Below are 19,945 nucleotides of genomic sequence, written 5' to 3'. Positions count from 1 at the left end.
GCCGGCGCCCCACGTCACAGGTGTGCAGGCCCGGCCGCGTACGAGCGCGACCGGACGCGGGCGACGAGCAGGGCGACGTCGTCGTTGCCGCCCTGGTGGTACAGGGCGCCGAGGAGGAGGTCGCAGGTCTCCTCCGGGGAGCTGCGGGGCCTGCCGAGGAGGTCGGTGAGGGCCGCGAGCCGGAGGTCGATGTCGTGGTCGCGGGTCTCCACCAGTCCGTCGGTGTAGAAGACGAGTTCGTCGCCGGTCGCGAGGTCGACCGGGGTGTCCTGGAAGTCGATGCCGCCGACTCCCAGGGGTGCGCCGGTGGGCAGTTCGAGCAGGGCCGGCGGGCGGCCCGGGTGGGTGTGGACCGGCGGCAGGTGGCCGGCGGTGGCGATGCGGCAGCGGTGGTGGCGGGGGTCGTAGAGGGCGTAGACGCAGGTGGCGATGGACTCCCCGAGACCGGCGGCGATGCCGTCGAGGTGGGTCAGCACCGCGGCCGGCTCCAGGTTGAGACCGGCCAGCGTCCTTGCGGCGATGCGGAGTTGGCCCATCGTGGCGGCGGCGTTGATGCCGCTGCCCATCACGTCGCCGACGACCAGCGCGGTCCGGTCGGCGGTCAGCGGGATGACGTCGAACCAGTCGCCGCCGACCTCGCCGACGCCGGAGGCCGGCTGGTAGCGGTAGGCGACCTCGAGCCCGGGCGACTGCGGGGGCGGGCCGGGCAGCAGGTGCCGCTGGAGGGCGACCGCGGCGTGGCGCTGGCGCTGGTACCAGCGGGCGTTGTCGATCGCGACGGCGGCGCGGGCGGCGAGTTCACCGGCCAGTACCAGGTCGTCGTGGTCGAACGGCTGCTCGTTGCGGGTGCGCTTGAGGTCAAGCGCACCCAGCACCTGCCCGCGGGCGCGCAGCGGCACGGCCAGGTAGGAGTGCAGGCCGGCTCGGCCGAGCAGTTCGACGGCCTCCTCGTCGCGGGCGATGCGCGGCAGGTCGCGATCGGTGACCCGGGCCAGCAGGATCGGGCGGCCGGTACGGGCACAGCGGGTGACCAGGCGCGTCGCGTCGTAGCGGGCGATCTGCCCGACGGGATCGGCGGCCTCGAGCGCGGGCGTGGGGTGGGCGGCCTTGACGGCGAGGGCGCGGAACAGGGCCGGACTGCTCCGGTCCCCCGTGGGCGGGCTGTCGGTGAGGACGTCCTCCAGGATGTCGACGGCCGCGATGTCGGCGAACTCCGGGACGAGGACGTCGGCGAGCTCGCGGGCGGTGACGTCGAGGTCGAGGGTCGTGCCGATGCGCTCGGAGGCGTCGGCGATCACGGTGAGGCGCCGCCGGGCCGCCGCCGCTGCGGTCGCCGCCCGGTGCTGCTCGGTGACGTCGACGACCGAGACGGCGACGCCGATCACCCGGTGCGCGGGGTCCTCCAGCCGGTAGAAGGACGCCGACCAGGCGTGCTCGACCCCGGGGTCGGCGTGGGTGCGCCCGGTGGTGAACCGGTTCAGCAGCGGCACCCCGGTGGCCAGCACCTCCCGCATGGCCGCCTCGATCGCATCGACGTCCAGGAACGGCAGCGCCTCCCGGACGGTGCGGCCCAGGCAGTCCTCGGCGGGCAGTCCGTTGATGCGCTCCAGCGCCGGGTTGACCAGGATGAAGCGCAGGTCGGTGTCCATCAGCGACAGCCCGATCGGGGACTGCTCCACCAGGCGCAGCGACAGCGCGAGGTCCCGTTCCAGGCGCCGCAGCGTCGCCTGGTCCGTGGCCAGACCGAGCGCGTAGAACCGGCCGCTCTCGTCCTCCAGGCGCATGTTGCGGAACTCGGCCGGCACCGTGTGCCCGTCCTTGTGCCGGACCGGGAACACCCCCGCCCAGGCCCCGCCACCAGCCATCACCTTCGCGAACAGCGCCAGCACCAGGTCCAGGTGCTGCTGGTCGACCAGCACCTGCGCGGCGGGGCGCCCGAGGGCCTCGGCGGCCGGGTAGCCGAACAGTTCCTCGGCCTGCGGGCTCCAGAGGACGATCCGCCCCTCCGCGTCCAGCACCACGGCGGCGACGCCCAGGACGTCCAGCAGCCCGCCGGGCTCCATCGCGGGATCCCGACCCGGCGGACCGACACCCGACGGCACCGCGTGCGCGGTGTTCCCGGCGTTCCCGGCATGCCCGGTGTCCATCCGGCCACCTCCTCCCGCCGCGCGTGCTGGATGGGGGTCCCACTCCATGGATGGGGGGTCCACTCCATCGTCCCGCCTGCTCCCCCGGCCGCCAGCCGGACGGCCCCGGCCGGTCCTCACACCGCCGCGGCGCGTTCGGTGGGCGCCCCTCAGGACTCGGGAACGCCGTGTCCCTCGACCATCGTCCGTACCGGCGGCGGCAGCCAGTCGTCGACCCCGGGCTGGAGCCCCGAGAGCTGCCGCAGGACGTCGGAGGCGGTGGGCCGGCGCCCGGGGTCGTGGTCGAGGCACCGCGCGACGATCCCGGCAAGATGCACGGGCAGCAGGCCCAGGACCGACTCCAACGACGCGCCCTGCGGGAACGGCGCGGCCCCGGCCGCGTGGCATAGCACCATGCCGAACGCGTACAGGTCGACGGCCGGGGTGACCGGCGCACCGGAGAGCTGCTCCGGCGAGACGAAGCCGGGCGTGCCGATCACGAACCCGGTGGAGGTCAGCTGGGTGCCGTCGGCGAGCTGGGCGATGCCGAAGTCGATCAACCGCGGCCCGGTGCCGGAGACGATGATGTTGCTCGGCTTGAGGTCGCGGTGGACGACCCCGCACGCGTGGATCTCCGCCAGCGCCTCGGCGACACCGGCCGCCAGCGCGTGCAGGGTCCGCGCGGGCACCGCACCGTGCCGCCGGAGCACCTCCTGCAACGACGGACCGGGAATGTACTCGGTGGCCAACCACGGCGGATCGCCGTACGGATCGGCGTCGACCACGGGAGCCGTGTGGAACCCACCGACCTTGCGCGCGGCCTCGACCTCCCGGGCGAAACGGCGCCGGAAGCCGGGGTCGGTGGCGAGCTCGGGGTTGATGACCTTCAGCGCCACCGGCCGCCCGCCCGGCGTCCGCCCCAGGTACACCGTCCCCATGCCGCCCTGCCCCAGCCGCGCGGCCAGCCGGAACCGCCCGAGACTGCCCCCGGCGGGCGGGTGGGCGGGCTGGTCAGCCAATGGGTAAGCGGGCAGGTCAGCCGGCGACACCGTCCGGAAAGCCGGCGGCGGACCGGCACTCGGAGCCCCCTGCGACGCCGCAAGAGGGCCGGCGCCCTCCCGTCCGGTCAGCCGGCGGACCAGCTTCAGCCGCCTGCGCACCCCCCGCACCGAGAGCCAGACGACCAGCACCAGCAGCACCAGGGAGACCAAGAGCACCGGTTCCATCCAAACCCCCTGGTACCGGACGACAGTGGCCGCACGCCGCGCCACACGCCGGAGTCTCCCAGATCCCCCACACCCCGCGGTACGGAACGCGAACATCGGGACGCCCCCTCCCCGACCCGTGGTCCGAGGACGTCCGGGGCGAGAGCGCCCGGGCGGGGCTATGGTCGGGCCATGGACGGAACAGCGGTCGGCGGGGTGCTGATCGACATCGACGGGGTGCTCACGGTGTCCTGGAAGCCGCTCCCCGGTGCCGTGGAAGCGGTGCGACACCTGCGCGAGCAGGGCCTTCCCTTCGTGCTCCTCACCAACACGACCTCTCGTACCAGGGGTGCCGTCGCGACGGCCCTCGCCGAGGCCGGCTTCGCGGTCTCGCTCGACGACGTCCTGACCGCGCCTTCGGTCACCGCGTCCTATCTGGCCGAACACCACCCGGGCGCTCGTTGCCTGCTGCTCAACAGCGGCGACGTCCGGGAGGACCTGACGGGGGTGACGCTGGTCGAGGATGTCGAGGACGTGGAGGATGTCGAGGACGGAGAGGTGGACGTGGTCCTGGTCGGCGGCGCCGGCCCGGAGTTCGACTACCGGTCCCTCAACCGCGCGTACGGTCACCTCCAGCGGGGCGCCAGTCTGGTGGCGATGCACCGCAACCTGTACTGGCGCACCGATCGGGGCCTGCAGCTCGACGGCGGCGCGTTCCTGGTCGGCCTGGAGCAGGCCTCGGGTCAGCGGGCCGAGGTGGTCGGCAAACCCGCCGAGGCGTTCTTCGGCGAGGCGCTGGCCCGGCTGGGCACCGAGGCCCGCCGGACGCTGATGGTGGGCGACGACCTCGAGTCCGACGTGCTCGCGGCGCAGCGCTGCGGGATCACCGGTGTCCTGGTGAAGACGGGCAAGTACCAGGAGCGCGCGCTGCGGGAGGCCGATGACGCTCCCGACCACCTCCTCGACTCCGTCGCCGACCTGCCCGCACTGGTGTCCCGGCTGAACGGGTGACGGGTGGCGGTCGGGCTGCCTGCTGTCCTTAGGGCCACGGTCCCGGTCCGGTTTGCCACCCCCACGGACGCCGACGTGGTACGTCTGCACGTCCGACTACGCCGGACCCGGAATCACGTCCGACCACTCCGCACCCGCAGCCCCCGCAAGGCTCAGAGCTTCCCCAGCCTCCGGGCGGCTGCCGTCAGGGAGCGGCCGCGGCGCAGCTCCTGCTCCCAGGGGTCGTCGCCGTCCAGGCGTTCGCCGATGGTGGCGATGGTCCAGCGTTGCGCGGTGAGGTCGGGGTCGTCCAGTTCGCTCCAGCTCAGCGGGGTGGCGATCGGGGCGCCGGGCAGGGCGCGGACGGCGTAGGGGGTGACGGCGGTCTGGGCGTAGGCGTTGCGTTGGACGTCGAGGTAGAGGCGGCCCTTGCGGGCCTGTTTGCGTGCGGCGGTGGTGAGCTCGTCCGGGTGCCGGGCGGCGAGCAGGTCGGCGAGGTCGTGGGCGAAGGCGCGGACGTCGTCGAAGGGGGCGCGGCGGTCGAGCGGGACCAGCACGTGCAGGCCTCGGGAGCCGGTGGTCATCAGGGCGGCGGGCAGGTCGAGTTCGTCGAGCAGCTCGTGCAGCTGGGCTGCGGCCTGCCGGACCGGTTCGAAGTCCTGGCCGGGAGGGTCGAGGTCGAGGACCAGCCGGTCGGGGTGGTCGGGTTTGTCGGTCCTGGACAGCCAGCGGTGCGGGGTGATGCACGCCTGGTCGGCCAGGTAGAGCAGCGTGGCCAGGTCGTCGCAGACCGGGTATTCGACGGTGCCGCCCTCCTTGGGCAGCTCGGCGCGGTGGATCCAGTCCGGGAAGTAGTCGGGGGTGTCCTTCTGCATGAAGCGCCCGTCGTCGATGCCGTCCGGGTGGCGCTCCAGCATCAGCGGGCGTCCGCGCAGCTGCGGCAGGATGCGCCGGCCGGCCCGGCGGTAGTAGTCGGCGAGGTCCGCCTTGGTGATCCCGTCGTCGGGGAAGAGCTCCTTGTCGGCCCGTTTGATCTCGACGGTCCGGCCGCTCACGCGGATGTCGGTGGTGGTCATGGTGGCGTGCCTCGCTCGCGGATGACGTCGGTCGGCCGTTTGCCGTCGCGCAGCCCGGGAAGCGGGCCGTTCCTCCTCCCGGCTCGCTCCGGCGCCTACCCCGCCGGGATCGTCCGACACGTTCGGCGTGACGGCGCCGATTCGGGGAAGTCGCAGCACTGTGGGGCCGTCGCGGAAGGCGAGGTGCCGGAGCAATGACAGCGGAAGGCGAGGTGCCGGAGCAATGACAGTCGACACGATCACGTCCAGGCTGCTGTCCGAGCACGGCCGGACGTACGCCGAGGAGGCCGGCATCACGCTGCGCGACAAACCGTCGCCGCTGTACCAGTTGCTGGTGCTCACGGTGCTCTGCTCGATCCGGATCAAGGCCGACACGGCCACCGCCGCGGCACGGGAGCTGTTCCGGGCCGGCCTGCGGACACCCCGCGCGATGGCCGACTCCGACTGGCAGGACCGCGTGGACGCACTGGGCCGCGCCCACTACGTGCGGTACGACGAGAGCACCGCCACCGCCCTCGGCAACGGAGCACAATTGCTACTCGACCGCTGGCGCGGCGACCTCCGCCGGATGCGGGACGAGGCCGACGGCGACCTGGACACGCTGCGCGACCTGCTGCAGGAGGTTCCGCGGATCGGCCCGGTCGGCGCGGGCATCTTCTGCCGGGAGGCCCAGGCGGTCTGGCCGCAGCTGCGCCCGTTCTTCGACGAGCGGACGTGCGGGACGGCGAAGGACCTCGGTCTGCCGCACACGCCCCAGGGCCTCGGCAGCCTGGTGCCGCCGAAGGACCACGCCAAGCTGGCCGCCGCCCTGGTCCGGGTCAGCCTCTCGAAGGACGCGGCGAAGGAACTCCAGGCCGCGTGACGCCATCACCCCGGGAGGAAACGATGGGGCTTCCGCTCGCACCCGGTCATGTGCTCGTACGACTGTCGGACGGCCCCCAGGAAGCGGCGGATGCGGTGCTCGACGCGCTTGAGGCCGTCTGTCCGACCCACACCGGCCGCGGGCACACCCGTGCCGGCAACGCCTGGGAGGACCCGCCCACCCTCACGGCGGAGAACACCTGGTCCGTGGCCGCACACCACGCCGACGGCACCTGGACGGCCCCGTCCCGTGGCCCCGAGCCGGCCTCCTCGCAGGCCTTCGACACCACTGACGCCGGCACCGCCGCAGGGCAGCGCCCGCTGCCGCTGACGGGTGGGATCACCGCCGAGCTGCTCGGCGTCCCCGACGACGTCGAAGCCATGCTGCACACACTCGAGGACCTCTGCGAGGCGCAGGAGGAAGACCGGGACCAGCAGGGACCGCTGCTGGCGGCGCGACTACGGCTCACCCCGCGGCGAGAGAGCCCCGCGGCATCGGAGCGCTGACTCCGGCGGGCACGCCGTCCGAGCGGACGACCGCCAGGCTCCCGGGGTGGCGGTCACATGGCGCCGACCTCGACGGGCAAGGCTCGCTTGCCCCCGGGCGGTGAGCGGGGGAAGGCTGGCCTTCACCGTGTCCACCCACCGCGCAAGAAAGGCCCCACGTGGCCCTCGACAGCACCGCCCGCCGCCGCGTCCTGGTCATCACCCTGGGCGGCACGATCGCCATGACACCGTCCGCGAGTGACGCTGCGGGGGTGGCTCCGCGCCTCACCGGTGACGACCTCGTGGCGGCGGTCCCGGGCCTGGACGACGGCGCCGAGATCACAGTGGAGGACTTCCGCCGGATCCCCGGAGCGCATCTGCGGATCGACGACATCACCGAACTCGCCGTCCGGCTGCACAGGGCCGTCGCCGACGGCATCGACGGCATCGTCGTCACCCAGGGAACCGACACCATGGAGGAGGTGGCCTACCTCCTCGACCTGCTCTACCAGGCCGACGCGCCGGTCGTACTGACCGGAGCGATGCGCAACCCCGCGCAGCCGGGCGCCGACGGCCCGGCCAACCTCCTGGCCGCCGTACGCACCGCGGCCTCCACCCGGGCCTGTGGAGCCGGTGTCCTGGTCGTCTTCGCCGATGAGATCCACGCGGCTCGCCACGTGCGCAAGACGGACGCCACCAGCATCTCCGCCTTCGCCTCCCCCGGGGCCGGCCCGCTCGGGCACGTCGTCGAAGGCACGCCGCGGATGCACTTCCGGGTCCGGCGGCACAGCCCGGTGCCGCTGCCCCTTCGGCCGGCCACCGTGGAGGTCGTCCTCGCCGTGCTGGACGCCGGCCCTTCTGTTCTGACCGGTCTCGAGCAACGCGCCGACGGGCTGGTCGTCGCGGCCTTCGGCGCCGGCCACGTCCCCGCGGACTGGGTGGAGCCCCTCGGGGCGCTGGCCGCCCGGATGCCCGTGGTCCTCGCGTCCAGGACCGGATCCGGAAGCGTCCTCTCCCACACCTACCGGTTCCCGGGCTCCGAGATCGACCTGCTGGGCCGCGGCCTGATCAGCGCCGGCGCCCTGGACCCGTACAAGGCACGACTGCTGCTCATCGCCCAGCTCGGCAGCGGAGCCGACCACGCCCGGATCCGCGAGGCCTTCACCGACCGGACCTGATCCACCGCACACCCACCGTCAGGAGACGTCCACAGGCGGCCGGCCCGTCTCGCCGGACACGGCCGGCAGTGACGCCTCCAGCGCCCGAACGACGGCGACCCGCTGTCGGGGTGAGAGCAGCGGATCGTGACCCCATCCGCCCCGGGCCGGGGTACGGCCCTCGTGCTCCCGGCGGTGCGGGGGCACGAGGGCGGCCGTCACGAGGCGTCGGGCCTCGGCCGTGGCGGGGCGTCAGCCCTGGTACTGGACGACGATCTTGGTGAACTCGTACGGGGACTGCGCGACGCCGCTGCAGGCGTCGGTGTCCGTGCCCGAGCCGCAGGCGCGGTCCCGGTTGACGGACCAGAAGGCGAAGCGGGCGAGGTGGTGCTGCTTCGCGTAGCCGAGGATCGTGCGGAAGTCGCCGGTGGTGACGGTCTCCCCCGCCTCGTCGGTCTTCCCGTTCATCGAGGAGACGCCGATGTGCCGGTACGCCACGTCGTCGCTGTAGCCGTACGCGCTCTTGACCGCGGCCTTCAGCCCGTCGAGGGCGCCGACCGTGGCCTGCCCCATGCTGCCGCTGTGGCCGCCGAAGTCGAAGGGCATCACCACCCAGCCGTCGTTCGCCAGGCCCGCGGCCGCGCCCCGCTGGATGAGGTCCTTGCCGTTGGCGTCCGGACCGCTCGGCGTGGTGCCCATGGTGACGTAGGTGACGATGCCGGGGTTCTTGACCTTGACGATCTTCAGCGCGTCGACCACCCGCTGACGGGCCGTCGCGTTGCCGAACTCCGTGTTCTCGATGTCGATGTCGAGCGCCTTCAGCTTGTAGGCGTCGATCACCTTCTGGTAGGCGCCGGCCAGCGCACCGGCGCTGGAACACTTCTCGCCGAGCTTGTTCCCGCTCCACCCGCCGACCGAGATCACGACGTCACCGCCGGCTGCCCGGATCGACGTGATGGCGGCCTCGTCGGGGCCCCCGGTGAGTGCCCGGCTGCCGTCCCACTTCGGGTTGCACCCGCCGTCGGAGAGGATGAACGCCAGGGTGAACCACCCGGCGCCGGCCGCCTTCATCACGTCGGTCGGCTTCTGCGGGCTGCCCCAGCCGAGGTACTCGTACGGTGCGGCTGCCATCCCGGGCACGGCCGCGGCGGCGGGGACCGCTGCGGGGACGGCCGCCGCGGACGTCACGGGCGCAAGCAGGACGGCAGCCGGGCCGAGCGCGGCGGCCAGCAGTGGGGCGGTGAGACGGACTCCGATGGTCTTGCGCATGCCAACTCACTTTCGTCGATCCAGCGGAACGGTGACGGCAGGTCAAGGGAGCGGGACCACCCGCACGGACGACGAGGGTCCGCCGGTGGACGTCTCACAGAATCGGGGGCACCCGGCCCCAGGGTCAATGGCTTTCGTTAGGAAAGTTTCCCAATGATGCCCCCCGGCGCGCCCCACGCCACGGCGCAGGGACGGCTCACGCGACCGGTGGTCCCTGTTCGAAGCGGAGGTAGCGTTCGATCGAGCGGGCGAGGACCTCGTTGCCGTCGCTGGTGACGACGCGGTTCCACCAGGCGCCGTAGATCCGGTGGAAGCGGTAGCCGCCGAGCAGTTTGCCGGCGGCGCGTACGGCGTCCGGGCGTTCGGGGATGTGGTTGGCGTAGCTGTACATGATGGTGACCCAGCGGCGGTCCGGGCAGACGTTGACGACGTCGCCGGTGAACAGTGCGCCCTCGCCGGAGCTGTCGTGCAGGACCGCGCTGCCGGGGAAGTGGACGCCCGGGTTGATCAGCGTCAGCTCGTCGGTGAGGCGGTGGGTCTGCCCGTTCCAGAAGCGCAGGGCGGGGTCGGGGCGGCCCACCCAGTGGCGGTCCGCCTCGTGCAGGTAGACGGGGGCGTCGAAGGCGTGGGCCCAGTCGACCATGGCGGAGTAGAAGTGCGGGTGGCTGACGGCGATCGCGGTGATGCCGCCGAGTTCTCGCACCTGCCGGATCATCGCGTCGTCGAGGTAGGGGAGGCAGTCCCACAGCACGTTGCCGGCGGGCGTGCGCAGCAGCAGCGCGCGCTGGCCGATGGCGAAGCCGGGGGTGCAGCCGATGCCGAGGACGTCGGGCCCCTCCTCCTCGAAGCGGCCCTGGTGGCCTTCCTCCCGCAGCTCGGCCAGGCTGGTCCACTGCTGGCCGTCGGATCCTACGTACTGGCGCTCGTCGAGGCAGACCGGGCAGTCGGGGCGTGGGGCGGCGTACTGGGTGCCGCAGGTGCGGCAGATGGGCAGGGTGGTGCCGGTGAGGTCAGCCACGGTCGCCTCCGGCGGCGTCGACGAGGTCGGTGAGGGGGTGCGGGCGGTGGGGCTGCCAGCCGAGTTCGGTGACGGCGCGTCGGCCGGAGACCACCTGGTGGAGGGCCAGGGCTTCGGCGAACGGGGCGCCCACGACCTCGGCGGCCTGCTCCGGCGCCCAGGGCTCGGCCCGGCCGGTGCCGCCCGCGGCGACGTCGGCGGCCGCGGCCAGGGCTGCGACCGGCACCGCCTCGTGGGCCACGCCGTGCAGCACGCTGCCGGCCTCGGCCTTGGCCAGGGCGAGCGCGAAGAGGTCGGCGAGGTCGTCCACGTGCACCATCGGCCAGTGGGTCGCCGCCGAACCGACGTAGCGGCCCGTGCCGTGCTCGCGCGCCCAGCCGGTCATCAGGCCGGGGATGCCGCCGCCGTGGCCGTACACGATGCCGGGCCGCACCACGACGGCCCGTACGTCGCCCTCGGCGCTCGCCAGCACCCGCTGCTCGATCCGCGGCCGATAGCCGACGATGGCGATCGCGTTCGTCGGCGCGTCCTCGTCCGCCGCCCCACCGGGCGCCCCGCCGGCCGGCCGGTCGCCGGTGGCGCCGAGCACCCACACACCGCTGGTGTAGACGAACGCCCGTCCGCTGCCCCGCAGTCGACCGGTCAGCGCGTCCGTGGCCGCCGCGTCGACCGCCTCGTCGCCGGTCGGGGTGGCGAGGTGCAGGACGGCGTCGATGTCCTCGGTGACGGCCGCGCGCAGCGAGTCCGGGTCGGCCAGGTCGCCGACCCGCACGGGCACCTCGGGCGCGAACCGGCCCGCGTCCCGTACGAAGTGGACCACCTGGTGGCCGTCCGCGGTCAGTCGCCGCACCACCGCCGATCCGACGTAGCCGGTGGAACCCAGCACAAGTACCTTCACGTCTGCTCCCGTTCGCGTTCTCCACAGCGGGCAGCGGTTCCGCGCTGCCGACGCCTGGAGAATCTAGAGCCGTTTCTTCGACCCCGGTCGACGTAGCGTGCGCGATCGCTCGACTTCCCGTGCAAGGGCGGCGCCGAGCGCCTGGTGGCGGTGCTCGGTGGGCGTGCGGCCGTAGGCCTGGCGGAAGGCGCGGCCGAAGACGGTCGGGCTGGCGAAGCCCCAGCGGGCGGCGATCGCCTGCACGGGCAGGTCGCGCAGCTCCGGGCGGGCGAGGTCGTCCCGGCAGCGCTCCAGCCGTCGGCGCCGGATGAAGGCCGCGACGCCCTCGGGCTGGTCCCGGAACAGAGCGTGGAGGCTGCGCAGGGAGATGTTGAGGTGAGCGGCGAGGACGCCGGGGGTGAGCGTCGGGTCGCCGAGGTTGCATTCGACGAAGGTCCTGGCCTGCTCCAGGACGGCGCGGGCTCGGACCTCGGGCGGAGCGGCGTCGAGGGTGCCGAGCTGCTCGGCCAGGTAGGCCGTGGCCAGGTCGAGGGCCACCCGCCCGAGCACGGGGAGCCCCTCGGGCCGGCAGTCCGGGCCGTTGTCGCGCAGACTGGTCAGGAGATCGGCCAGCACCGCGCCGAGACCGGTCCGGGGAAGCCTGCGGACGGCGAGGCGATCGGCCCGCTCGGCCCGGAGGGGCAGTTCCGACCGCGGGATCTGCAGCATGATGACGCGGGTCGGGCCGCCGTCGCGGTCGGTTTCGCCCTCCATCGGAGCCGACGTGTTGGTGACGACGAATCCGTCGACCACCGGTCCGGAGTCCCGGCCGAACTGGCGGGTCCGCATCGCGATGCCCTCGATCAGGGCGAGCTGGTACTGCTCGGGATCACCCCGCCGGATGTGCGCCGAGGTGCGGCGGGACCACACGGGCGAGAACTCGTACGTCGACAGCGTGAGCGCGCCCAGATCGAGCTCCCCGAGCGTCGCGTGGAAGTCACTCGCCCGATCGGTGTCGATCGCCACGGGCATCAGCCCGGTGGACACCATCTCGGTGAACCAGTCGAACCTGTCCTCGACCGGTACGTCGGCCGCGGACGCACGTGTCCACATGTCAATCCCCCCGAATTCACAGCTGTTCTGATGATACGTCGAACATGATCACCGCGAACCGGGGCGCGGTGACCGGGGAGGTTCCCGCGCCGAACGGTCGGCCATCGGCCGGTGTTACCGACCGGTGTTACTGGCTGGTAATTTGGCTGATCATCACCTCCCGTGAGGCGTCGTCAGATCGCTACGCTCCGACGGCAGTCGAACGGTTCGAGCACAGATGGAGCACGTGATGGTACGACCCACCCCCAGCCGTGGACGCCGGACGGCGAGCACCGTCCTCGCGGCGACGCTCGCCCTCGGCGGGGCCGCCGTCGCCCAGCCCGCGGTCGCCCAACCCGGGTTCGTACAGCCCGGGTTCGTACAGCCCGCCGTCGCGGACTCGCCGCTCGGGACCGCGGCAGGTGTCGGGTCGTTCCGGCTGGCCGGCATCCCCGCGAAGGACGGCATCACCCTCAAGGCCGACGTCTTCACCCCGGCGCCCGGGACGCCGTGGGCCGATCCGCAGGGGCGCTACCCGCTGCTGGTGCAGCCCGCCAGCTGGGGGCAGAACGACCTGGAGTACGTCGCCCAGGGCCGCGCGCTCGCCGCCGAGGGGTACGTCGTCGTCACCTACACGGTGCGGGGTTTCTGGGGCTCCGGCGGGGAGGTCGACGTCGCCGGACCCAAGGACGTCGCGGACATCTCCACGGTGATCGACTGGGCGCTCGCGCACACCCCCGCCGACCCGGACCGGGTCGGCATGGTCGGGCTCTCGCTGGGCGGCGGACTGACCCTGCTCGGTGCCGCCGGCGATCCGCGGATCAAGGCCGTCGCCTCGCTCAGCGGCTGGGCCGACCTCACCGACTCGCTCTACAGCGGGCAGACCCGGCACCTGCAGGCAGCCGCCGTACTCGCCGGCATCCAGGCTCCGACCGGCCGCAAGAGCCCAGAGTTCGCGCGGGTGCTGGACGACCTCTTCGCCGACCGCAACCTGCCCCAGGTCATCGACTGGGCGAACACCCGCTCCCCGGCGCGCTACCTGGACCGGATCAACGCCAACGGCACCGCCGTCCTGATGGCCAACGCCTGGGGCGACAGCTTCTTCAACCCCAGCCAGGTCACCGACTTCTACCAGCGGCTGACCGTGCCCAAGCGCCTCGAACTGCGCCCGGGCGACCACGCGAGCCAGGAGTTCACCGGACTGCTCGGACTGGACAACGCCACCTGGGACAGCGCGCGTTCGTGGCTCGACCGGTACGTCAAGGGAGCCCCGGCCGCCGACACCCGCGCGCAGCCCGTCCGCCTGGACGTCCGCCCCTCCGGCACCTCCGAGAGCCACGCCGACTGGCAGTCCGTCAGCTCCCGCACCGAACACCTCGCGATCGGCGCGGACGGCCTGGGCCCGGACGGCCTCGGCGCCGACGGCCCGGGCGCGGGTACCGTCGGCGCCGACTGGCAGAGCACCGTGCTCGGCGGCACCCCCTCTGGCGCGAGCGGCGGCGTCGCCCTGCTGTCCGGGCTGGTCGACCAGGCGGTGCACCAGCCGCCGACCGTGGTCGTCCCGCTGCTGGCCCGCGCCGCCGCCGTCGTCCGGCAGTCGCAGCCCTACCCGCAGGGCCTGCCGCTGCGCGGCGTCGCCCGGGTGCACACCACGGTCACCGCGTCGGCCCCGCAGGGCACGGTCGTCGCCTACCTCTACGACGTGGACGCACTCGGCGTCGGGCGGCTGATCTCGCACGCGCCGCAGAGCTGGTCCGCTCGGACGCCCGGGCAGCCGTTCGCGCTGGACATCCCGCTCTTCGCCACGGCGTACGACCTGCCCGCCGGTCACCGCCTGGCCCTGGTGCTGGGCACCCGGGACGCCCTGTACGGCGGAGAGACCCCGCTCGGCTCCCGGGTGACCTTCGGCTCGACCACGGCCGACCCGGCCGAGCTGACGCTGCCGGTGCGCTGATCCGGTCCGATCGCCGCGGGGAGCCACGACCGGGATTTCCCGGCCGGGGGCTCCTCGCGGCGATCGTCCCTCAGGCCAGGCGCTGCGCGGCGGCGTCCAGCCGGGCCAGGGTCCGCTCCCGCCCCAGCACCTCCAGCGACTCGAACAGCGGCAGCCCCACCGTCCGACCGGTCACCGCGACGCGCACCGGCGCCTGCGCCTTGCCCAGCTTCAGCCCGTGCTCCGCCGCCACCGCCGTCAGTTCCGCCTTCAGCGCCCCCGCCTCCCAGTCCGCCAGCGCGGTGAGCCGCTCCCGGGCGGTGCGCAGCACGGCGAGCGCGAGCTCCCCGTCCTTCATCGCCTTCGCCCAGGAGGCCTCGTCCCGGACGGGTACGGGCAGGAAGAGGAAGTCGACCTGGTCGACGATCTCGTTCAGCACCGCGATCCGGGACTGCGCGAGCGGGGCGAGCACGGCGAAGGCCGAGGCGTCGTAGGCGTCGGCCGCCCACGGCGCCCGGGGCGCGGTCAGCCACGGCACGCAGGCCGCGGTGAACTCCGCCACCCCCATGGCGCGGAGGTACTCGCCGTTGAAGGCGCGCAGCTTCGCCACGTCGAAGAAGGCCGAGGCGGCGTTGACGTCCGCGACCCGGAACAGCTGCTCCAGCTCGGCGTACGGGCGGATCTCCACGTCGTCCTTCGGGCCCCAGCCGAGCAGCATCAGGTAGTTCACCAGCGCCACGGGCAGGTAGCCCTCCGCCATGTAGTCCTCCAGGGCCACCTTGTCCCGGCGTTTGGACAGCTTCTGCCGCTTCTCGTTCACGATCACCGGCAGGTGCGCCCACACCGGCGGCGTCACCCCGAGCGCCTCCCACAGCAGCTGCTGCTTCGGGGTGTTGGACAGGTGCTCCTCGCCGCGGATGACCTCGCTGATGCCCTGTTCGATGTCGTCGACGACGTTCGCGAGCAGGAAGACGGGGCTGCCGTCGCCGCGGGCGATCACGAAGTCCTCGATGGCGGAGTTCGGGAACGCGGGCTCGCCGCGGATCAGGTCCACCACGACGGTGGCGCCCTCGTCCGGGGTGCGGAAGCGCAGCGCCCGGCCCGGCTCGAAGCCCAGGCCCCGCTCCCGGCAGTGGCCGTCGTACCCGAGCTGGGCGGAGCCGGTCCGCTCGGTCAGCCGCTCGCGGGTGCAGTCGCAGTAGTAGGCGTGGCCGGCGGCGTACAGCTTCTCGGCGGCCGCGCGGTGCCGCTCGGCGTTGGCGGACTGGAAGTACGGCCCCTCGAAGGTCGGTTCGTCCTCGTGGATGCCGATCGAGGCGAGGGCGCTGACGATGCCCTCGGTCCACTCGGGCTTGTTGCGGGCCGCGTCGGTGTCCTCGATCCGCAGGACGAACGTGCCGCCCTGCTGTCGCGCCGTCGCCCAGTTGTACAGGGCCGAGCGGGCGCCGCCGACGTGGAACATGCCGGTGGGGCTCGGAGCGAATCGGACGCGTACGGGACGGGGTGCCTCGGTCATGGAGGCAGGGTAGCGGTGACGGGGACGTCACCGAGAGCGAATATCCGCGGCCTCCGCGGCCGCGCCGGACGGCCCTGGACGGCCTCGTCGATGCCCTGATGCCCTGATGCCCTCGTCATCAAATCCTCATCCGGCCCCGGCCAAGCTCCTTCCGCAGAAGGACGGTGCGAGCGGGCGGAGCTGGACAGTGCGGAAATCGTTTCTCGGTGCGGCCGGGCGGTCGGGCGTGGTGCCGGCGACGGTCCTGGCAGCGGTCGTGGCATCGGGAGCCGTGGTCCTGGCAACGGGAGCGGCGGCCCGGGCCGCGGCGGACGTCAGCGTCAGTCCCGCCGGGGCGGTCTGCGACCGCCTCGCGGGCGTGCGCCACCACCGGCTGGTGGTGCGGCACTGCCCGCCCGCCCCGGCCCGCCGGACGACCACGGTGCTCCCGCCGGGCGGGGGCGCGGCCGTCGACCACCGCGGAGCTCGTGACGGAGCTCACGTCGGAGCTCGCGAAAGAGCTCACGTCGGGGCTCATCAATTCCTCAGGTTCCCGCTGTGATGCTGTTCGCGGTCGGCGGCGGCGCCTCCCCGGCCCCCCACGGAGGGGGAGGTGCCCCGTCGATGCCGCCGACGGCTTCGCCGCAGGTCACGGCTATCCTGGCCGGCATGCGCGTACTGGTGGTCGAAGACGACGATGACCTGCGGTTCGCCGTGGCCGCCGCCCTGCGCGGCAGCGGCCTGGCCGTCGACGAGGCCGGGGACCTCCCGGCCGCGGACGAGGCGTTGTTCGTCACCGCCTACGACTGCGTGGTGTTCGACCGGATGCTGCCCTCCGGGGACTCCGCGGACTACGTGCAGCGGATGCGGGCGGACGGCCGGACCGTGCCGGTGCTGTTCCTCACCGCCCGCGACACCGTCGCCGACCGGGTCGAGGGCTTCGCCACCGGCGGCGACGACTACCTGGTCAAGCCCTTCGCCGTCCCCGAACTCGTGGCCCGGGTACGGAACCTGTGCCGACGCACCGCCGTTGCCCGCCCGCCGGTGGTGCGCTGCGGTGGCCTGGAGATCGACACCGCCCGCCGTACGGTGCACCGCGACGGCGTCCTGCTGTCCCTCACCACCAAGGAGTTCGCCGTCCTGGAGACGCTCGCCGCCCGACCCGCGGAGGCGGTGCGGCGCACCGATCTCATCGAGCGGTGCTGGGACGAGCTGACCGAGCCCAACTCCAACGTGGTCGAGGTGCTGGTGTCCCAGCTGCGCCGCAAGCTCGGCGACCCGCCGCTGATCCACACCGTGCGCGGGGTCGGCTACCGGCTGGAGTCGCAGGCGTGAGACGGGACCGGCGACGGGGGCGCAGGCCCGCGACCCCGGCGGGCCGGATCCACCGGCTGCGGCGGCGCATCACCGTGCTCTTCGCGCTCGTCAGCGCCGTCGGCCTGGTCGGCATGGCCGCCATCGCGCTGCACGCGGACGACTCGTCCTGGCGTGCCCAGGTGGACGCCGATCTCAAGCTCAGGACCAGCGAGTTCAGCGCCGACCTGCACTACGACGAGCAGGGCGCCCTCGAGTACCCGGACCCCAAGGAGGGCGCCTACGACTGCCCCCCGGTGACCCTGTTCACCGGTACCGGGGACCGGGTGGCCCCCCTCGCCTCGCCGCACCGGCCGTGCCTGGTGGTCCCCGGTGCGGCCCTCCAGGCGATCGCCGAAGAGGCCGGCCGGGAGGGCGACCTCGCCCGGACCACCGTCACCGCGCCGAACGGCCACCGCCTGCGGCTGTCCGCCCAGCCCTTCACCGTGCCGACCTCCGAGAACACGGACGGCGTGGTGGTCGCGGCCGTCGACACCTCCGGCAACCTGGACGACCACGAGCGGCTGGCGGTGCTCCTCGGCATCGCGTGCGCCGTCCTGGTGGCGGTGTCGGCCCTGGCCGGCCGCTGGCTCGCCGGGCGGGCCGTCCGACCGGCGCTGACCGCGCTCGACCAGCAGGAGGCGTTCTTCGCCGACGCCGCCCACGACCTGCGCACCCCCGTCACCTCGATGCGACTGCTCGCCGAGACCGGGCTGCGCGGCGAGGCGGACAGCCACGAGGTGCTGCGCCGCGCCCTGCGCCAGTCCACCCGGATGAGCGAGCTGGTGGACGACCTGCTCACCCGCGCCCGGCTGATGGCCGGCGCCGTCCCGCTGGACCGGGAGCCGCTGCGGCTCGACCAGCTCGTGGACGCCGTCGTGGCCGACACCCCGGCCGACGGGCACCGGGTGACCGTCCGGGCCGAGCCGGTGGTCGTGCTCGCCGACGCGCCACTGCTGCGCCGCGCCGTCGCCAACCTGCTGGGCAACGCGCTCGCCCACGGGCACGCTCCGGGCGAACCGGCCGATGTCGAGATCACGGTCGGCGCGGACGGCACCGTCACGGTCGACGACGCCGGCCCCGGCATCCCGCCCGAGCAGGCGCAGTCCCTGTTCGAGCGCTTCCGCAGCGGTGCCGGCTCCAGTGGCCTCGGGCTGTCGATCGCCGCGTGGGTGGCGCACGCGCACGGCGGCTCGCTCAGCGTGGACCGCGGCAGCCGCGGCGGCGCCCGCTTCCTCCTCCGCGTCCCGGTGCAGAAGCTGCCCTGACCGCCCGGACCGGACCCGGGCGAACGGGACCGGCAACTCGCCGTGCTCAGCGGCAGTTGCCCGGCGCCACCCTGCTCGACAGCGACAACTGGCCTTCGCTGCCCTCGGGTTACTGGGTCGTGCGCGCCCCCGGCACGTTCTCCGACGGCTACCGGGCACTCGACTTCTGCGCCGAGCACGGCCGCAAGCAGTGCTCGGGCCCGGTACCTCAGCGGCGGCCGCACCGACCGTGGCTACCTCTGCGAAGCCGCTCCCGCCCCGGACCCCGCCACCTGCCGCCGCCCCGACGACCGGGCCTGACCCGCGCCGTACCGGGCCCCGGTCCGGCCTCAGCAAAACCTCAGGTCACCCGGGCCATGCTCCTGCCCGTACCAAGCACCCGAGAGCGAACGGAAGCAGCACCGTGCACGGAACCGTCCCGCCCCCGCACCACCCGTCGGACACCCCCGCGGCGAACGCCCGACGCGGCACCGCCGTACGGATCGGCGCCCTGACCCTGGCCGTGACCGCGCTGGGCTCCACCGCGCTCGTCGGGTGCGGTCCCGAGCAGGTACAGCACCTCGACCTGTCGGCGCCGCCCACCGCCACCGAACCGGCCGACCAGCCGGCCCTGCAGTCCTTCTATTGGCAGAAGCCTGCCTGGACCGCCTGCGGCGACCTCCAGTGCGCCACGCTGACCGTCCCCATGGACTACGCCCAGCCGCAGAACGGGAAGACCTTCACCCTGCCGCTGGTGCGCGCCGCCGCCACCGATCCGGGCCGGCGGATCGGGTCGCTGGTCCTCAACCCGGGCGGCCCCGGCGGGTCCGGCGTCCAGGCGGTGAAGTCGGGCGGCGCGAACTCCTTCGGCACGCAGGCCCGGGCGCACTTCGACATCGTCGGCTTCGACCCGCGCGGGGTCGCCGGCAGCAAGCCCGCCGTGGACTGCACCCCACCGGACGCCGCCCGCGACGCCGCCCGCGACCAGGCCCCGAACGGCACCGACGCGGCGGCCTCCCCGCTGTACCCGCGCACCGACGCCGAACGCCTCGCCGCCCTCGCGGAGGCCGACCGCAGCACCGCGGACTGCGTCGCCCGCAGCGGCGACCTCCTACCGCACGTCGGGACCCCGGACGCCGCCCGGGACATCGACGTCCTGCGGGCCGCACTCGGCGACGACAAGCTGACCTACCTCGGCTGGTCCTACGGCACCTGGCTCGGTACGGCCTACGCGGAGCAGTTCCCGCGCCGGGTGCGCGCACTGGTCCTCGACGGCGCCGTCGACCCCGCCCTCGACTGGTCCCAGCGCGCCCTCGGCGGCGGCCGCGCCTTCCGCAAGGCCGTCGACGACTACGCCGACGACTGCGCGAAGATCGTCAGGACCGGCTGCCCCGCGACCACCCCGGACGGAATCCGCCGACTCGTCGCCGACCTGTACGCCAAGGTGGCCCGCCACCCCCTGCGGATCAAGGGCAGCACCGACCGCCTCGACGAGAACGCCCTGCACAGCGCCGTCGTCATGTCGATGTACACCCCGGAAGCCCAGTGGCAGGACCTCTCCGAAGCACTCACCGCGGCGAACAAGGGCGACGGCGGCAAGCTCGCCGCGATCGCCAAGGCGACCGCCTCCCTCCAGGACGACGGCTCCGGCTCCTCCGACACGCCGTGAACCGCCCCGGGTTCGGTAGAGACTCGATTTCATGTAAGGATTCGAGTCATGGCACGTCCCTCCTCCTACCCGCTTGAGCTGCGCCGTCGTG

Annotated in this window: 16 protein-coding genes; 8 read left to right on the top strand and 8 right to left on the bottom strand. The window is 73.6% G+C overall.

Annotated features, from left to right (window positions below):
• Positions 1-14: 14 nt before the first annotated feature.
• Complete coding sequence (locus ACZ3TI_RS29630) at positions 15-2,147, bottom strand: SpoIIE family protein phosphatase (protein ID WP_465731519.1); 2,133 nt, start codon at positions 2,145-2,147, stop codon at positions 15-17.
• Positions 2,148-2,296: 149 nt separating this feature from the next.
• Positions 2,297-3,352: a serine/threonine-protein kinase gene (locus ACZ3TI_RS29625; protein ID WP_465731517.1), complete on the bottom strand. Its 1,056-nt coding sequence runs from the start codon at positions 3,350-3,352 to the stop codon at positions 2,297-2,299.
• Between the two features lie 171 nt (positions 3,353-3,523).
• On the opposite strand from ACZ3TI_RS29625, the gene ACZ3TI_RS29620 reads away from it, so the two are divergent.
• Entirely contained in the window at positions 3,524-4,342 is an 819-nt protein-coding gene (locus tag ACZ3TI_RS29620; protein ID WP_465731515.1) for an HAD-IIA family hydrolase, read from the top strand.
• Between the two features lie 152 nt (positions 4,343-4,494).
• Here ACZ3TI_RS29620 and ligD read toward each other — a convergent pair whose 3' ends face one another.
• A complete protein-coding gene (gene ligD, locus ACZ3TI_RS29615; RefSeq protein ID WP_465731513.1) occupies positions 4,495-5,397 on the bottom strand; it encodes a non-homologous end-joining DNA ligase in 903 nt (300 codons plus the stop codon).
• A gap of 223 nt (positions 5,398-5,620) precedes the next feature.
• Here ligD and ACZ3TI_RS29610 point away from each other — a divergent pair, with 223 nt between their 5' ends.
• From ACZ3TI_RS29610 to ACZ3TI_RS29600, 3 genes are all read left to right on the top strand, one after another.
• Positions 5,621-6,259 (top strand): endonuclease, encoded by a 639-nt coding sequence (locus ACZ3TI_RS29610; RefSeq protein ID WP_465731511.1) that lies wholly within the window; start codon positions 5,621-5,623, stop codon positions 6,257-6,259.
• Positions 6,260-6,282: 23 nt separating this feature from the next.
• The gene (locus tag ACZ3TI_RS29605) at positions 6,283-6,765 is read left to right on the top strand and encodes a hypothetical protein (protein ID WP_465731509.1); all 483 of its coding nucleotides are present in this window, start codon (positions 6,283-6,285) and stop codon (positions 6,763-6,765) included.
• Between the two features lie 158 nt (positions 6,766-6,923).
• Positions 6,924-7,922: an asparaginase gene (locus ACZ3TI_RS29600; protein WP_465731507.1), complete on the top strand. Its 999-nt coding sequence runs from the start codon at positions 6,924-6,926 to the stop codon at positions 7,920-7,922.
• A 231-nt stretch (positions 7,923-8,153) separates the two neighbouring features.
• Here the strand turns inward: ACZ3TI_RS29600 and ACZ3TI_RS29595 are convergent, their stop codons facing one another.
• The 4 genes from ACZ3TI_RS29595 to ACZ3TI_RS29580 all read right to left on the bottom strand — a co-directional run bounded on the left by ACZ3TI_RS29595 (position 8,154) and on the right by ACZ3TI_RS29580 (position 12,178).
• Positions 8,154-9,170, bottom strand: a complete 1,017-nt coding sequence (locus ACZ3TI_RS29595; RefSeq protein WP_465731505.1) for a chitinase — start codon at positions 9,168-9,170, stop codon at positions 8,154-8,156.
• Positions 9,171-9,366: 196 nt separating this feature from the next.
• Positions 9,367-10,188, bottom strand: coding sequence for an MBL fold metallo-hydrolase (locus ACZ3TI_RS29590; protein WP_465731503.1), 822 nt, complete (start codon positions 10,186-10,188; stop codon positions 9,367-9,369).
• Complete coding sequence (locus tag ACZ3TI_RS29585) at positions 10,181-11,086, bottom strand: NAD-dependent epimerase/dehydratase family protein (protein ID WP_465731501.1); 906 nt, start codon at positions 11,084-11,086, stop codon at positions 10,181-10,183. Before ACZ3TI_RS29585 ends, ACZ3TI_RS29590 begins: the two co-directional genes overlap by 8 nt.
• 63 nt (positions 11,087-11,149) lie before the next feature.
• On the bottom strand, positions 11,150-12,178 hold the full coding sequence (locus tag ACZ3TI_RS29580) for a helix-turn-helix domain-containing protein (RefSeq protein WP_465731499.1): 1,029 nt from the start codon (positions 12,176-12,178) through the stop codon (positions 11,150-11,152).
• A gap of 229 nt (positions 12,179-12,407) precedes the next feature.
• On the opposite strand from ACZ3TI_RS29580, the gene ACZ3TI_RS29575 reads away from it, so the two are divergent.
• Entirely contained in the window at positions 12,408-14,111 is a 1,704-nt protein-coding gene (locus ACZ3TI_RS29575) for a CocE/NonD family hydrolase (RefSeq protein WP_465731497.1), read from the top strand.
• Between the two features lie 70 nt (positions 14,112-14,181).
• Here ACZ3TI_RS29575 and gltX read toward each other — a convergent pair whose 3' ends face one another.
• A complete protein-coding gene (gene gltX / locus ACZ3TI_RS29570; protein ID WP_465731700.1) occupies positions 14,182-15,552 on the bottom strand; it encodes a glutamate--tRNA ligase in 1,371 nt (456 codons plus the stop codon).
• Between the two features lie 702 nt (positions 15,553-16,254).
• Here gltX and ACZ3TI_RS29565 point away from each other — a divergent pair.
• The 3 genes from ACZ3TI_RS29565 to ACZ3TI_RS29555 all read left to right on the top strand — a co-directional run bounded on the left by ACZ3TI_RS29565 (position 16,255) and on the right by ACZ3TI_RS29555 (position 19,854).
• Complete coding sequence (locus ACZ3TI_RS29565; protein WP_465731495.1) at positions 16,255-16,920, top strand: response regulator transcription factor; 666 nt, start codon at positions 16,255-16,257, stop codon at positions 16,918-16,920.
• Positions 16,917-18,206 carry a sensor histidine kinase gene (locus ACZ3TI_RS29560; RefSeq protein WP_465731493.1) on the top strand — a complete coding sequence of 430 codons (1,290 nt, stop codon included), beginning with the start codon at positions 16,917-16,919 and terminating at the stop codon, positions 18,204-18,206. The genes ACZ3TI_RS29565 and ACZ3TI_RS29560 overlap by 4 nt, the downstream gene beginning before the upstream one ends.
• Positions 18,207-18,609: 403 nt before the next feature.
• The gene (locus tag ACZ3TI_RS29555; protein WP_465731491.1) at positions 18,610-19,854 is read left to right on the top strand and encodes an alpha/beta fold hydrolase; all 1,245 of its coding nucleotides are present in this window, start codon (positions 18,610-18,612) and stop codon (positions 19,852-19,854) included.
• Positions 19,855-19,945: the final 91 nt, after the last annotated feature.

It is taken from the genome of Kitasatospora sp. NPDC023120 (assembly GCF_055560835.1).
The sequence above is the reverse complement of the archived record's forward strand: the minus strand, read 5'-3'. Positions and strand labels throughout refer to the sequence as shown.

What these genes read in the sequence shown, in the direction of transcription:
- ligD (WP_465731513.1), bottom strand. Translation starts at nt 5,397, where the DNA reads ATGACCACCACCGACATCCGCGTGAGCGGCCGGACCGTCGAGATCAAA.
- ACZ3TI_RS29610 (WP_465731511.1), top strand. Translation starts at nt 5,621, where the DNA reads ATGACAGTCGACACGATCACGTCCAGGCTGCTGTCCGAGCACGGCCGG.
- gltX (WP_465731700.1), bottom strand. Translation starts at nt 15,552, where the DNA reads ATGTTCCACGTCGGCGGCGCCCGCTCGGCCCTGTACAACTGGGCGACG.
- ACZ3TI_RS29595 (WP_465731505.1), bottom strand. Translation starts at nt 9,170, where the DNA reads ATGCGCAAGACCATCGGAGTCCGTCTCACCGCCCCACTGCTGGCCGCC.
- ACZ3TI_RS29575 (WP_465731497.1), top strand. Translation starts at nt 12,408, where the DNA reads ATGGTACGACCCACCCCCAGCCGTGGACGCCGGACGGCGAGCACCGTC.
- ACZ3TI_RS29620 (WP_465731515.1), top strand. Translation starts at nt 3,524, where the DNA reads ATGGACGGAACAGCGGTCGGCGGGGTGCTGATCGACATCGACGGGGTG.
- ACZ3TI_RS29605 (WP_465731509.1), top strand. Translation starts at nt 6,283, where the DNA reads ATGGGGCTTCCGCTCGCACCCGGTCATGTGCTCGTACGACTGTCGGAC.
- ACZ3TI_RS29625 (WP_465731517.1), bottom strand. Translation starts at nt 3,352, where the DNA reads ATGGAACCGGTGCTCTTGGTCTCCCTGGTGCTGCTGGTGCTGGTCGTC.
- ACZ3TI_RS29565 (WP_465731495.1), top strand. Translation starts at nt 16,255, where the DNA reads ATGCGCGTACTGGTGGTCGAAGACGACGATGACCTGCGGTTCGCCGTG.
- ACZ3TI_RS29630 (WP_465731519.1), bottom strand. Translation starts at nt 2,147, where the DNA reads ATGGACACCGGGCATGCCGGGAACGCCGGGAACACCGCGCACGCGGTG.
- ACZ3TI_RS29580 (WP_465731499.1), bottom strand. Translation starts at nt 12,178, where the DNA reads ATGTGGACACGTGCGTCCGCGGCCGACGTACCGGTCGAGGACAGGTTC.